At 73.4% G+C, this 13,476-nt stretch carries 14 protein-coding genes and 1 pseudogene; 7 read left to right on the forward strand and 8 right to left on the reverse strand.

Going from position 1 to position 13,476, the window contains the following annotated elements; genetic code table 11:
• Window positions 1–136: 136 nt before the first annotated feature.
• Window positions 137–382, forward strand: a complete 246-nt coding sequence (locus ACIBF7_RS08745) for a hypothetical protein (RefSeq protein WP_148031904.1) — start codon at window positions 137–139, stop codon at window positions 380–382.
• 109 nt (window positions 383–491) lie between these two features.
• The gene (locus ACIBF7_RS08750) at window positions 492–1,277 is read left to right on the forward strand and encodes a TetR/AcrR family transcriptional regulator C-terminal domain-containing protein (protein WP_345482568.1); all 786 of its coding nucleotides are present in this window, start codon (window positions 492–494) and stop codon (window positions 1,275–1,277) included.
• Between the two features lies 1 nt (window position 1,278).
• Here ACIBF7_RS08750 and ACIBF7_RS08755 read toward each other — a convergent pair whose 3' ends face one another.
• Window positions 1,279–2,445, reverse strand: a complete 1,167-nt coding sequence (locus ACIBF7_RS08755; protein ID WP_345482569.1) for an MFS transporter — start codon at window positions 2,443–2,445, stop codon at window positions 1,279–1,281.
• Between the two features lie 44 nt (window positions 2,446–2,489).
• Here ACIBF7_RS08755 and ACIBF7_RS08760 point away from each other — a divergent pair, with 44 nt between their 5' ends.
• Both ACIBF7_RS08760 and ACIBF7_RS08765 read left to right on the forward strand, forming a co-directional pair.
• Window positions 2,490–3,512: an ROK family transcriptional regulator gene (locus ACIBF7_RS08760; RefSeq protein WP_345482571.1), complete on the forward strand. Its 1,023-nt coding sequence runs from the start codon at window positions 2,490–2,492 to the stop codon at window positions 3,510–3,512.
• 59 nt (window positions 3,513–3,571) lie between these two features.
• On the forward strand, window positions 3,572–4,228 hold the full coding sequence (locus tag ACIBF7_RS08765) for a class I SAM-dependent methyltransferase (RefSeq protein ID WP_148031908.1): 657 nt from the start codon (window positions 3,572–3,574) through the stop codon (window positions 4,226–4,228).
• Here the strand turns inward: ACIBF7_RS08765 and ACIBF7_RS08770 are convergent.
• The 5 genes from ACIBF7_RS08770 to ACIBF7_RS08790 are packed head-to-tail and all read right to left on the reverse strand — an operon-like array spanning window position 4,219 to window position 7,751.
• Window positions 4,219–4,932 (reverse strand): SRPBCC domain-containing protein, encoded by a 714-nt coding sequence (locus ACIBF7_RS08770; RefSeq protein WP_271280192.1) that lies wholly within the window; start codon window positions 4,930–4,932, stop codon window positions 4,219–4,221. The genes ACIBF7_RS08765 and ACIBF7_RS08770 overlap by 10 nt on opposite strands.
• A gap of 1 nt (window position 4,933) precedes the next feature.
• Window positions 4,934–5,521, reverse strand: coding sequence for a helix-turn-helix domain-containing protein (locus tag ACIBF7_RS08775; protein ID WP_187281186.1), 588 nt, complete (start codon window positions 5,519–5,521; stop codon window positions 4,934–4,936).
• 43 nt (window positions 5,522–5,564) lie between these two features.
• Window positions 5,565–6,803, reverse strand: a complete 1,239-nt coding sequence (locus ACIBF7_RS08780; protein ID WP_397196793.1) for an RNA polymerase sigma factor — start codon at window positions 6,801–6,803, stop codon at window positions 5,565–5,567.
• On the reverse strand, window positions 6,800–7,153 hold the full coding sequence (locus tag ACIBF7_RS08785) for a YciI family protein (protein ID WP_148031910.1): 354 nt from the start codon (window positions 7,151–7,153) through the stop codon (window positions 6,800–6,802). The genes ACIBF7_RS08780 and ACIBF7_RS08785 overlap by 4 nt, the downstream gene beginning before the upstream one ends.
• Window positions 7,154–7,193: 40 nt before the next feature.
• Window positions 7,194–7,751, reverse strand: a complete 558-nt coding sequence (locus tag ACIBF7_RS08790) for a DUF6624 domain-containing protein (RefSeq protein ID WP_219552178.1) — start codon at window positions 7,749–7,751, stop codon at window positions 7,194–7,196.
• An 84-nt stretch (window positions 7,752–7,835) separates the two neighbouring features.
• Between ACIBF7_RS08790 and ACIBF7_RS08795 the strand changes: the two genes are divergently transcribed.
• Entirely contained in the window at window positions 7,836–8,957 is a 1,122-nt protein-coding gene (locus ACIBF7_RS08795; protein WP_271280196.1) for a winged helix DNA-binding domain-containing protein, read from the forward strand.
• A 741-nt stretch (window positions 8,958–9,698) separates the two neighbouring features.
• On the opposite strand, the gene add is transcribed toward ACIBF7_RS08795, so the two are convergent.
• Together add and ACIBF7_RS08805 are read right to left on the reverse strand one after the other, a co-directional pair.
• A complete protein-coding gene (gene add / locus ACIBF7_RS08800; RefSeq protein ID WP_397196794.1) occupies window positions 9,699–10,646 on the reverse strand; it encodes an adenosine deaminase in 948 nt (315 codons plus the stop codon).
• Window positions 10,647–10,691: 45 nt separating this feature from the next.
• Window positions 10,692–11,453: a class I SAM-dependent methyltransferase gene (locus ACIBF7_RS08805; protein WP_261808583.1), complete on the reverse strand. Its 762-nt coding sequence runs from the start codon at window positions 11,451–11,453 to the stop codon at window positions 10,692–10,694.
• A 157-nt stretch (window positions 11,454–11,610) separates the two neighbouring features.
• Between ACIBF7_RS08805 and ACIBF7_RS08810 the strand changes: the two genes are divergently transcribed.
• Window positions 11,611–12,360: a protein phosphatase 2C domain-containing protein gene (locus ACIBF7_RS08810; protein ID WP_397196795.1), complete on the forward strand. Its 750-nt coding sequence runs from the start codon at window positions 11,611–11,613 to the stop codon at window positions 12,358–12,360.
• A gap of 96 nt (window positions 12,361–12,456) precedes the next feature.
• Window positions 12,457–13,458: pseudogene (locus tag ACIBF7_RS08815) on the forward strand (RNA polymerase sigma factor); the annotation flags it as partial.
• Between the last annotated feature and the right edge of the window lie 18 nt (window positions 13,459–13,476).

Raw genomic sequence — 13,476 nt, forward strand, 5'->3', positions numbered from 1 at the left:
TGGCGTGCTTCAGGCCGCCGAGCGGGGATCTGCCCGGCCTGTAATGAGTTCTCATGTCTGGCGTGGCGTTTCCTCCGAAGCCAACTTGGCTACGTATAGTGACGGATCGATACCACTTCGTGATCAAGGGGAGATCATGAAAACTTCGCTCATCGCCGCGGGTGGCCTGCTGTTCGCTTCGGCCGCCTTCGCTACCGCCATGGCCGTTCCGGCCGCTGCCACCGTCTCGTACCCGCCGTGCACGTTCGACGCGGAGTACGACGGCGCCTGGATCAAGACGCACGGCGACGACGTCGCGCTCGGCACGCGTGACGTCGAGGTGTGCAAGCGGTTCTGGGGCTTCCACCACGACCACGGCTTCGAGCCATTCGGCGAGGACTGATACGGGCTCCTGATAATGACGACCGGCGCCGGCACGGATCTTCCGTGCCGGCGCCGGCGCTTGTCGCGGATATCCTCGACGCGTAGAGAGATCCCCGAGGAGCCGCACGTTGGTCGTCTACGCCGGGCAAGGTGATCCACGCCGGTCGATGGCGCTGCTGTGGCGGGCCGGGCCCGCCCAGGAGGCCCGTCCCGGCCCCAAGCCCGGGCTGAGCGTCGACGAGATCGTCGACGCCGCCATCGCCATCGCCGACGCCGAGGGCATGGCCGCAGTGTCCATGCGGCGGGTCGGCGAGCGGCTGGGCCGCAGCGGCATGGCGCTCTACACGTACGTGCCGGGCAAGGGCGAACTCGTCGACCTCATGTACGACCGGGCGCTGGCCGCGTTGCCCGCGGCCTACGACCTGTCGGACGGCTGGCGGGCGGCGGTGTCGGCGTGGGCCCGCGAGGTGCGTGCCTTCTACCTGCGCCACCCGTGGGCGTTGCGGCTCTCGCAGGCCCGGCCGGTGCTCGGGCCGAACGAGTTCACGCTGCTGGAGTCGCTGGCGGGGATCCTGCACGAGACCGGCCTGCCGCCGGAGGTGCTGCGCGGCGCCGTGTCGCTGCTCACCGACTTCGTCCGCGGGTCGGCCGCCACCGTGGCCGAGACCCGGCGGGCCGGGGCCGAGACGGGCGTGTCCGACGAGGAGTGGTGGCGGGCCAGGGGCGCGATCCTGGCGGAGGTCGCACCCGGCTTCGCCGGCCGCTATCCGATGCTGTCGCGGGTCGAGGCCGGGCCGCCGCGGCCGGGCGAGGAGCCCGTCGCCTATCTGGAGCGCAAGTCGAGCCAGGCGTTCGAGACGGGGCTCGCCCTGGTCCTCGACGGCCTGGAGGCCGCCAGGTCACGCCGCCCATAGCTCACCGCTCCCCCGCCGGCACCGGCACGGGCCGCGACGCCGCCGCCGGCCGCAACGCGCCGGCCAGCAGGCCCATCACGGCGGTGAGTGCGGCGAACACCCAGAACACGGCGGGGAAGGACGCGGCGTCCGCCAGCCAGCCGGTCGCCCCCGGCGCAGCCAGCCCGGCCAGGTACGTCATCGTGGCGGCCCCGGCCACGCCGGTGGCCGTGTCCTTGCCCGCGTTGCCCGCGGCGGCGAACACGAGCGGGATGACGACCGCCATGCCCACCCCGAACAGCGCGAACCCCGTGACGGTGACGGCCGGGACGCGCCCGGCCGCGATCACCACTGTGCCGAGTGTGGCCAGCACGGCGGCCCACCGCACGGTACGGACCGGGCCGAACCTGCCGATGACCGCGTCCGCGCGGAACCGGGCGAGCACCATGAAACCGGCGAAGACCGCGTACGCGACGGCGCCCACGGCCTCGCTCGAACCGGTGACCGCGATGGTGTAGACGGCGGCCCACTGCATGCTGGACAGTTCGACCACCGCGGCGCACACCCCGACCAGGCCGATGACGAACACGGCCTTCGACGGGAGGGCGAAGTGCGGCGGCGCGTGCCCGCCCGAGGCGGGCCGCCCGCCGGGAACCCCTCGGAGCGCCGGTACGGTGGCGGCCATCAGCAGTGCGGCCACCATGACGTGGTGGGCGCGGGCGTCGAGCCCGGCGTGCGCGGCCGCCACGCCGACGCCGGCCCCGGCGAAGTTGCCGACGCTCCACATGCCGTGCAGACCCGCCATCACCGAACGGCCGACCCGCCGCTCCACCTCGACGCCCTGCGCGTTCATGACCACGTCGACGGCGCCGGCGGTGGCGCCGAGCAGGAACATCACCAGGCACAGCCAGCCGAACCCGGGCGCGAACGCGGGCAGCACCAGCGCCGCGCAGTTGAGCGGGAGCAGCACCCGCAGCACGGTCCGCGCGCCGAAGTGGTGGGCTAACCGGCCGGTCGTGGGCATCGTCAGGAACGCCCCGACCGGCGGGCAGAGCAGGGCCAGCCCGAGCATGGCGGGCTCCAGGCCGAGGTTGTCCTGGATCCACGGCGTGCGGGTGACCAGGCTGCCCGTGACCGCTCCGTGCAAGGCGAAGGCAGCGGCGATGGCGCGATGATGGGGATGTCTCATGGGTAGTAAATTATCAGGCAGGGTTCCTGATGAAAAGAGGAAAGATGCGTACGGCGACCCCGAGCACCGCTCGCGCGATCAACGACCGGCTGGCCCTGGACCTCCTGCTGGAGCAGGGCCCGCTGACGGCGCCGCAGCTCAAGACGCTGACCGGGCTGTCGCGGCCCACCGTGTCGGACCTCATCGAGCGGCTCCAGGCCGGCGGGCTGGTCGAGGCGCACGGCATGACCGGCGGCGACCGGCGCGGCCCGAACGCCAAGCTCTACCGGATCGTCGCCGGACGCGCGCACGTGGCGGGCGTCGGCGTGCGCCGCGACGCCATCCACGCGGTCGTCACCGACCTGGCGGGCACGACCGTCGGCACCCGCACCCGCGAGGCGGGCGGCGACCTGGCCGAGCAGGTCGCCGCGGCGGTCACCGAGGCGGCGGCCGGCCGGGCCGTCGACGCGGTGGCCGTCGGCGTGCCCGGCGTGGTGGACCCGCGGACCGGCGACATGCTGGAGGCGAGCATGCTCCCCGGCTGGCGGCCCGGCCTGCTGGGCGACCTGCGCGCACGGCTGGCCGCGCCGGTCGTGCTGGAGAACGAGGTCAACCTGGCCGCGCTGGCCGAGCACCGCGAGGGGGCGGCGGCCGGGCGGGACGACTTCGTCATGCTCTGGCTCGACGAGGGGATCGGCGCGGCCGTCGTGCTCGGCGGCAGGCCGCGGCAGGGGGCGTCGGGCGGCGCGGGCGAGATCGGCTTCCTCGACTCCTCGGCCGGCTCGATCTGCGACCTGCTCACCAGGCAGGAGGTCTCCCGGCTGGACCTCGGCGAGCTGGCCCGCCGGGTGGTGCTGGCGGCGTTCCCCGGGGTCGCGGTGCTGGACCCCGGCCTGGTCGTGCTGGCCGGCGACACCGGGCGCGAGGGCGGCGCGGAGCTGGCAGCCCGGGTCGCGGACGGGCTCGCGGCGGTGGCACCCGTCCCGACCGAGGTGCGGGTGACGGAGGTCGAGGGCGACCCGGTGGTCAAGGGGGCGGTGGTGACGGCCCTGACGACGGCCCGCGACGCGATCTTCGGCGCGCCGTGAGTCCTAAGCCGTCGGCGGAAAGCCTGGCCGGGTAACGGGCGGCGTGATCCGCTGAGGAGATGAAGGCCGCTTACGACGAGATCGCCGACTGGTACGCAGAGGAGTTCCTCGGCGCCGGTGACCCGCTGGGCATCGAGGGGGTGCTGCGCGGGCTGCTGGGCGAGGGCGCGGGCCCGTGCCTGGAGATCGGGTGCGGCACCGGCGTGCACGCCCGGGTGGTGCGCGAACTGGGGTGGGCGCCGTTCGGGGTGGACCTGTCGGAGCGGATGCTCCGCCACGCCCGGGGCCGCCTGCCGACGCTGCGGGCGGACGCGGCGCGGCTGCCGTTCGCGGACGGCCGCCTGCCCGCCGTGATCGCGGTGATGGTGCACACCGACATGCCCCGCTACCCCCAGGTGCTGCGCGAGGCGGCCAGGGTGCTGCGTCCCGGCGGGCTGTTCGTGCACGTGGGGGTGCATCCGTGCTTCTGCGGCGGGTTCGCCGACCGCAGCGACCCGGGGGCGCTGGTGATCCGGCCCGGATACCGCGACAGCCACTGGACCAAGGAGTCGTGGACCGACAAGGGCGTGCGCGCCAAGGTGGGCGCCAGCCACTGGCCGCTGTCCGGCCTGCTCAACGACTTCCTGGCGGCGGGGCTGACGCCGGAGCGGTTCGAGGAGAGCGGCGGGCCCGTCCCGCTGGTGCTGGCGGTACGGGCCCGCAAGGCTCAGCCGTAGAGCCGTTCCAGCCAGGCCCGCCAGGCCGGGCCCTGGCCCGCGGCGTCGCCGAACACGTGGTGGGAGGCGATCATCGGGCCGTGGAAGCCCTGCATGAACCGGTAGAGCGCGTCGGGTGCGCGGATGCCCAGCGTCTGGTCGCCGCGGTGGTAGACGACGCCCTCCACCCCGGCCGCGTCCAGCCGGACCTTGTCGCCCGGCGTGGCGTGCCCGAGTTCCGCGTACAGGATCTCCCAGGCGCGCGGCCAGTCGGTCACCGGCGGGCCGAACTCCACGACCGGGGTCGCGTGGCGGCCGCGGAAGTGCGTCAGATACTCCACGAGCGTGGCGAAGAACAGGGACAGGCCGCCGGACATGGCCTCGAACTCGTCGGCCCAGTCGTCGCCGGGCAGGAAGCCGCTGGTGACCATGCGCACCATGGTGCTGCCCTGGCCGCGGCCCTCGACGAGGAACTCGTAGGCGACGAAGCGCCCGTCAGCGGCGATGTCGCTGGTGTGGGCGAAGTGGCGCGGCTCCTCCGCCGCGGTCACCCTGGACGGCTCCATCTCGCCGCCGCCGAAGGCGGTGCGCACCACCCCGCCGGCCACCTGGCTGCGGCCCAGGTACCACGAGTCGATGCCGGGGCCGGTCGAGATGGCCGCCCACACCTCCTCCGGGGTCGCCTCGACGACGGCCTCCTGGGGCAGCTCGAACTCGCGTCCCACCTCAGCGCTCCTCCTTCACCGCGGGGTGCACGGCGACGACGAGCCGGTGCTCGCGACCGCCCGCGGCCTGCTCGTCGTGATACTTGCTCACCAGATGGGTGACGGCGTCGGCCAGCTCCTCGGCGAACGCCGCCCGGTCGGCGGCCGAGGCGAAGCGGACCTCTCCGTCGATGGCGAACGTGGCCACCCGCTTGCCCGCCGTGGCGGCGCCGGTGATCAGCGTGCCCACGTCGCGTACCAGCTTGGCGGCCACGGCCAGCAGCCAGCGGGCCGACAGCCGGTCGGGGGCGCGCTCGGGGTCGGGCTGCACGGCGGCCAGCGCCACCGGGGAGATCACGAAGGACGCGGCCTTGGCCTGCATCACCCGCTCGGTCACGTTGCCCTTCTTGCGTTCCTCGACCAGCTCGACCAGGCCGTGCTTCTCCAGCGTGCGCAGATGGTAGTTGACCTTCTGCCTGGCCAGGCCGACCTTGGCGGCGAGCGAGGTCGCCGAGCCCGGCTCGACCAGCTCGGCCAGCAGCCTGGAGCGCATGGGATCGAGCGACGCCTCGGCCGCCGCGGGATCCTCGATCACCGTCACTTCGTACATGGGCCCAACATCGCACCGAAAAAAATAATTGTCAACTACCGGGTCAGCGCACCGCGGCCGCCCTGTCCTCCAGATAGCGGCGCTCGGGCAGGCTGGTGGTGCGGCGGGCGGCCTCACGGTAGGCGTCCGCGGCCGCCTCCGGCTCACCCGCGCGTTCGAGCAGGTGGGCGCGGACGGAGTGGAGCCGGTGATGGCCCGCCAGCCGCCCGTCACGGGCCAGCTCGTCGAGCCGCGCCAGCCCGGTCCGCGGGCCGTGCACCATCGCCGCGGCGACCGCCTGGTTGAGCGCGACGACGGGATTGTCGTCCAGCTCCGCGAGCACCCCGTACAGAGCCAGGATCTGCCGCCAGTCGGTGTCGGCGGCAGCGGGCGCCTCGTCGTGCACGGCCGCGATCGCGGCCTGCACCTGGTAGGGGCCGAGGGGCGCGCCGGCCAGCGCGCCGGTGACGAGCGCGACGCCCTCGGCGACGAGCCGGCGGTCCCACAGGGCGCGGTCCTGCTCGTCGAGGGGGACGAGCCGGCCCGCCTCGTCGGTGCGGGCCGGGCGGCGCGCCTCGGTCAGCAGCATGAGCGCCAGCAGGCCCGTGACCTCGCCGTCGCCGGGCAGCAGCCGGTGCAGCTCCCTGGCCAGCCGGATCGCCTCGGCGGTCAGCTCGGGCCGGTGCAGGTCGGGGCCCGAGGTGGCGGCGTAGCCCTCGTTGAAGATCAGGTAGAGCACGTGCAGGACCACGCGCAGCCGCCCCGCGCGCTCCGGCTCGGGCGGCGGCGCGAACGGCACGCCGGCGGCCCTGATGCGCTGTTTGGCCCGGCTGATGCGCTGCGCCATGGTCGCCTCGGGCACCAGGAAGGCGGCGGCGATCTCGGCGGTGGTCAGGCCGCCGACGGCGCGCAGGGTGAGCGCGAGCTGGGAGGGCTGTGACAGCGCCGGGTGGCAGCACAGGAAGAGCAGGGTGAGCGTGTCGTCGCCGCCGGGCGCCCGCTCCTCGCCGGGAGCCGGGGCGACCAGCTCGTCGGCGGGCGTGCGGGCGGCGGCGTTCTCCTCCCTGCGGCGGCGGGCGGACTCGCTGCGCACCTGGTCGGTCAGACGGCGGGTGGCCACGGTGAGCAGCCAGGCGCGCGGGTTGTCCGGCAGGCCCTGCGCCGGCCACTGCACGGCCGCGTCGATCAGCGCCTCCTGGACGGCGTCCTCGCAGGCGTCGAACTGCCCGTGGCGGCGCACGAGCACGCCGAGAACCTGGGGGACGAGCTCGCGCAGCAGGTCGTCGGCCACAGCCGTGCTCACGCGGTGACCTCGTTGATGATCGGCCGCACCTCCATCGCGCACAGGCGGGCGTCCGGCCAGCGGGCGGCGATGTCGGTGGCCCGCTCGACGCTGTCGCACTCGACGATGAGGTAGCCGGCCAGGAACTCCTTGCTTTCAAGGAAGGGCCCGTCGGTGACCGCGGGCACGCCGTCGCGCACCACGACCGTCTTCGACTCGGCGGGCCCGGCCAGGGCCTGGCCGCCGACCAGCTCACCGGTCGCGGCCAGCTCCTTCATCAGCGTGTCGACCTCGGCCATGACCTGGTCACGCGCGCGGGCGATCGCCTCCTGGGACGCGGGGTTGCCGTAGATCAGCAGTAGGTACTTCATCGGCGTTCCTCATGCACGCTGACAACCCTAACGCGGCGCCCTACTCCAAGGACTTGAGCTCTTCCAGGTACTCGGCGAGCGGCTGCAGCCCGGCCTCGGCGCGGCGCTCCTCCACCCCGGCCTCGTCCTCGATAGGGGTGCGCGGCCGCCACTGGCCGTCCTGGGTCGGCTCCCACTGGGTGCCGTAGCGCTGCGGCTTGCCCTCGGCGACGCGCACCCGGTCCTCCAGGTAGGCGAGGTTGCCCGGGGAGGCGTCGCCCTTCGCGACCGCCTCGCGCAGCAGGGCCAGAGCCCGGCGCTGCAGGTCGAGGGCGCGGTCGGCGTGCTGGACGAGTGCCCAGGCGGCGTCCTCGCCGTCCTCCCCCACCAGCTCGTAGCCGGGCCAGCCGTGTTCGTCCAGGATCTGGCGCATGCGCTCGGTGTTGGCGCGTTCGATCCGGTCCCAGTCGGCCTGATCGGCGTCGGGGGTCCTGACCTCCTGGTCCAGCCGCAGCATCTCCAGCAGCTCCGCGCGCAGCCGCGGGTCGGCGGGGGCGGCGTCTCCGCAGGCCGTGGTCAGCAGCAGGGCGGTGATGAGGCACGTCAGTAACGTCCGCATGCCCGACCGTACCGCGCGGCTGATCGCCGACCAACGCGGAACGGAGCTTTCCGCGTCGTCTCGTACGGTGAAGGCGTGATCGAGATGACGTGGAGCCAGGTGAGCGCGCGGCGGCTGGCCCGGGCGGGGCTGGACGGAACGGCGGCGGGCGGCGGCCGGCCGGCCGGGGTGGTGGCGGCGATGTGCGGGGCGCACGCCCAGGTGATGTCGGCGGCCGAGGTGTCGGTGGCGCTGCGCATGGATGACGCCACGCGGGCCGACGTGCGCGAGGCGCTGTGGGGCGCGCGCAGCCTGGTCAAGACGCACGGGCCGCGCGGCACCGTGCACCTGCTGCCCACGCGGGACCTGCCCCTGTGGGTGGGGGCGATGTCCTCCATCCCGGCGGGGACGAACGCGTTCTCCGAAGGGGTGCGGATGACGGCGGAGCAGACCGAGCGGGTGGTGGCCGCCATCCGGGAGGTGGTGGCGGGGCGGACGCTGACGATCGACGAGCTGAGCGAGGCGGTGATCGAGGTGGCCGGGCCGTGGGCGGGCGACCTGGTGATGCCGGCGTTCCAGACCATGTGGCCGCGCTGGCGGCAGGCGATGGCGCTGGCGGCGCACCGCGGCGCGTTCGTGTTCGGGCCGGTCAGGGGCCGGAAGGTGACCTACACCGCGCCGCCGGGCGAGCTCCGGCCGGTGGACGGGCGGGCCGAGCTGGTCAGGGCCTACCTGACCGCGTACGGGCCGGCCACGCCCGAGCACTTCGCCCAGTGGGCGGGCGGGCCGAAGCGGTGGGCCGTGGCGGCGTTCGAGCTGGTCGAGCTGGAGGAGGTGCGGCTGGACGGCCGGTCGGCGTGGGTGCTCGCGGGCGACACCGGGGTGCCGGACGAGCCGCCGCGCGGGGTCCGGCTGCTGCCGTACTTCGACGCGTACGTGGTCGCGGGCCGGCCGCGCGAGCTGCTGTACGAGGGCGCCGCCGCGCGGCGGGCGCTGGCGGGCGGGCAGGCGGGCAACTATCCGGTGCTGCTCGTGGACGGGCAGGTCGCCGGGGTGTGGCACCAGCGGCGCTCGGGCAAGCGGATCGACGTCACCGTGGAACCGCTGGCCGAGCTGTCCGCCGCCGCGCTGCGTGAGCTGGACGAGCAGGTGGCGCGGATCGGCGGCATCCTGGAGGGGACGCCGCGGCTGACGGTGGGCCCCGTCGGCGTGGGAGCTCACGCCTAGGCCGAGACTTGGTGAGAATTTGGGCTTGCGCCCACTGGCCAGGCGGTAGGTCTGAGGAGAAGACTCGTGCGAGGAGTTGCACCATGTATGGCGAGTCGCCGTCTCAGACCCGTCCCGCCGCGCGGCGATGCGCGCGCCGGTCGGTTCCTGTCGTCCCCGGACGCCGGCCGGTCCCGGCCGTGGCCGGGCGGCGGTCAGGCACGGCCGCGCCCGGATGCCGCCGGCCCCACCGCACCTTAACCCGCCTGCCCGGATTCCGGCCGGCCGTCCGCCCGCCCGGTTTCCGCCCCGCGATTCACCTGGCCGCACGCGGATCGCCGAACCGCCTGTCCGAATGCGGGTTCCCGATCCAACCGGCCGACTGCGAATCGCCCGTCCGCCTGGCCGGATGCGGCTTGCCGGCCCGCCTATCCGGTTGCCGGTCGACGATCCACCTGCGTGGATGCCGATCCACCGCGGAACTGCAGCGTCACGGGTCGCACTCGTTCGAACCGGACCCCAGCCGCGCGCCCGTCTCACACAAGTGGGGGGCGACGTCGCGGAGGGCATGGGGAGCCGTCTTCCGGCCTTCGGCCGCCTGGGAGGCCGTCCACCAGCCCGGTGATGATCAGGGGGAAGGACCGGTGCAGCCCGCCGGCCACGAGAGCCTGCGGCAGGGATGGCAGCACCTCGGCGGAGTCCGCCGCCCGCGCGACCGCTTACAAGCCGGTCCCCCGCAGATCCCCCCGCATCCCCCACCGATCAGGCACCACCGCCCAGCCACGCGTCGATGCCCTCCAGCATCTCCGCCTTCAGCTCCGGCCCGGCGAACGACGCCACGACACCCGCCCTGGCCAGCGCCGCCAGCTCGGCGTCCGGCCACCGGAACGTGTCGCGCACGCGGGCGTACTCGTCCGCCAGTGACGTCTCCCCGTCGGTGTTGAGCGTCACCACCAGCCCCGCCTCGCGCAGCAGCGGCAGCGGATGCGCCGCCAGCGACGGCACCAGCCCGAGCAGCACGTTCGACGTCGGGCACACCTCCAGCGCGATCCCCCGCCCGCGCACCTCCCGCACCAGCTCCGGATCCTCCAGCACGCGGATGCCGTGCCCGATCCGCCCGGCGTGGCCGAGGGTGAGCGCCTCCCGGATGCTGCCGGGCCCGCCGAACTCGCCCGCGTGGTGCACCAGGCGCAGCCCCGCGTCCCTGGCCGCGTCGCACACCCCGGCGAACGGGGCCAGCGGGTAGCTCTCGTCGCCGGCCAGCCCGATGCCCACCACATCCTCGTACCGCTGCGCGAGCTTCAACGTCCGCCACATGCGCTCCACCGGGCGGCGGCGGGAGTGGTCGAGGAGCAGGCGGCACTCGATCCCGTACCGCCGCCCCTCGGCCAGCCCGTCGAGCACCGCCTCCAGCGGCATCTCCGGCGCGCCCACCCGCTCGCAGTGGGAGGCCGCGGTGAAGGTCACCTCGGCGTAGCGCACACCCTGGGCGGCCTCGTCGGCGCAGAACTCCACCGCGATCCGCCGGAAATCGCCGGGGGTGCGCAACAGCTCGCGCACCCGCGCCCGCCGGTCGGCGAACTCGCGGAAGCTCCGGAACGGCGTGTCTCCGGGGGGCGTGCCGCCCAGCTCGCGGATGGTCTCGGGCCGTACGGTGCTTTCGAGGTGGACGTGCAGATGGGCCTTGGGCAGCGCCCGGATGTCTCTCACCCGGGCACTCTAGGGACCCGCCGGTCCCCGACGCATTCCGATATTTCAGGACCGCCGGGTGACGCGGATCTTCGACTGCTTGTGCGGGAGCTGCTCCCAGTCCTCCATGAAGACGGCGTCGAGCCCGTGGCGGGCGGCCAGCGCGACGAGCGTCTCGGTGCGGTAGTAGAAGTCCTCCCGCAGCACGTGGTGCTCCTTGCCCTCGGTGCGGTCGAAGGTGAAGTCGAACCAGGCGTGCGGCTTCATGACCCGCCCGACGTGCGCGAAGCACTCGTCGATCACCTCGATCGGCGAGTGGGAGAAGACGCTGTGGGCGTGCACGACGTCGAAGTGCTCGTCGGGCAGGAAGGCGAAGCGCAGGTCGCGGACCGGGGTGAGGTGGGGCAGCTTGTCGCGCAGCCCGTGCGCGACCAGGGTGTCCTGGGCGGCCATGAGGATGTCGGGCGAGATGTCGAGGCCGTAGTAGTTGCCGGTGTCCAGGTAGTCGACGAACAGCCGGCCGGCGCGCAGGTTGCCGCAGCCGATCTCCAGCATCCGGCACTCCGGTTTGAGCCCGTGCTCGACCAGGTAGTCGAACTGCATCTGGCCCATCGCCAGCCAGCGCCGGTGGGAGTGGGACCCGACGGCGCCCTCGGGGCTGCGCGCGGCGTCGTCCTTCATGACGGCGCGGTAGTAGGAGACGTGGTCGCGGGTGCGCAGCCGCAGCCAGGTGTCACGGCTCAGTCTCCGCAGGTGCGGCATGATCTTCCGCGGATTCTTGAGCGCGTAACCTGCCTGGTGGACGAGGCTCGAACGGGTGCGTGTCACAAGGGTCACCACCGAACGGGTGTGTGGACGTGGGCCTGGTGCTGGGAATGTAAAACAGCGTCGGGAGTTTGTGATCCGGCGACACGGAAATCTTGATCTCCGCATGGCTTTTCCTGGCCGGTACCCGCCGATCTGATGGTCATCCATGAGGAGTTCGATGCTGCGCGTCAGTTACGCGAGCGCCGCCGCCCCTGGCCGGGCGAACGAGGACTACGTGCTGGCAGGCCCGTCGTGGGTGGTGGTGCTCGACGGCGCGACGCCGGCGCCGGGGGTGGAGCCCGGGTGCCGCCACGGGGTGCCGTGGCTGGTGCGCACCCTCGCCGGCGCGCTCGCGGCGGGCATCGAGGACGGCGGACCGCTGCCGGAGGTGCTGGCGGCGGCGATCACCGCCACCATGAAAGCCCACGGCGGCTCCTGCGACCTGGGCAATCCCCATTCGCCGTCGGCCACGGCGGCGCTCGCCCGGCGTCGCGGCGACCGGCTGGAGTACCTCGTGCTGTGTGACTCGGCGGTGGCGCTGTGGCGGCGTGACGGCTCGGTGACGGTCGTCCGCGACGACCGGCTCGACCACCTGCCGGGCGGGCGCCCGTACTCGCTGGAGCTGGTGACCTCGCTGCGCAACCGGCCGGGCGGCTTCTGGGTGGCGGGCGCCTGCCCGGAGGCCGCCGGGCAGGCGCTGGCGGGCGCGGTGCCGGTGACCGAGCTGCGCGGGGCGGCGCTGTTCACCGACGGCGCGACGAGACTGGCCGACTGGTACGGGCGAGCCTGGGAGAGCCTGGTGGCCGGCGCCGCCGAGCCGGAGAAGCTGCTGGCCGAGACTCGCGAGCAGGAGCGGGCCAGAGGCGTGCCGCACGGCAAGCTCCACGACGACGCGACCGCCGCCTGGGTGTCCTTTCCGCCCGGGTGATGGCAGTCACAACCATTCCAGGGCGTTGGGTAGCTTGGAGTGGAGATTTCCGTCTTCATCAGCCAGGGAGCCGATGACCGCACCCCGCGACCGCCGCCCAACCGTCCACCGCCGAGCGAGGAGAGTGTCGTGACCCAGACCGCAGAGGTTATCGAACTGGACGACAGCGCAGCCGATGCTGTCGCGACCGTGGGCGCCGACTCCGTCAAGACGTATCTGAAGGAGATCGGGCGGGTGCCCCTGCTCAACGCCGAGCAGGAGATCGAGCTGGCCAAGCGGATCGAGGCCGGCCTGTTCGCCAGGGAGCGGCTCGACACCGAGCCCGACCTCGACGACGAGCTCCGCGCCGACCTGACGTGGATCGCCGACGACGGCGAGCTCGCCAAGCGGCGCATGCTGGAGGCCAACCTGAGGCTCGTGGTGTCGATCGCCAAGCGCTACACGGGCCGCGGCATGCTCTTCCTCGACCTCATCCAGGAGGGCAACCTCGGTCTGATCCGGACGATCGAGAAGTTCGACTACCGGCTCGGCTACAAGTTCTCCACCTACGCCACCTGGTGGATCAAGCAGGCGATCACCCGCGCCATGGCCGACCAGGCGCGCACGATCCGCATCCCGGTCCACATGGTGGAGCTGATCAACAAGGTGGCGCGGGCGCAGCGCCGGCTGCAGAGCGAGCTCGGCCGTGAGCCCACCCCCGAGGAGATCGCCGAGGAGACGGAGCTGACCCCGGGCCGGGTGGTCGAGGTGCAGAGCTACGGCCGCGAGCCGATCTCCCTGGACACGCCGCTGGGCGACGACGGCGACAGCCAGTTCGGCGACCTGATCGAGGACACCGAGGCGGTCTCCCCCGCCGACGCGGTCTCCTTCACGCTGCTGCAACACCAGCTGCGCGCGCTGCTGGACGAGCTGTCGGAGCGCGAGGCGGGCGTGATCTCGATGCGGTACGGGCTGGTCAACGGCAGCCCGATGACGCTCGACGAGATCGGCCGCGTCTACGGGGTGACGCGCGAGCGCATCCGCCAGATCGAGGCCAAGACCATGTCCAAGCTGCGTCACCCGTCGCGGGCCATGGCCCTGCGCGACTACCTGGGCTGACCCGCCCGGCGGCCCTGA

Origin of the sequence: Nonomuraea sp. NPDC050478, from assembly GCF_044458265.1 — a bacterium.
GTDB classification, from domain to species: Bacteria; Actinomycetota; Actinomycetes; order Streptosporangiales; family Streptosporangiaceae; genus Nonomuraea; species Nonomuraea ferruginea.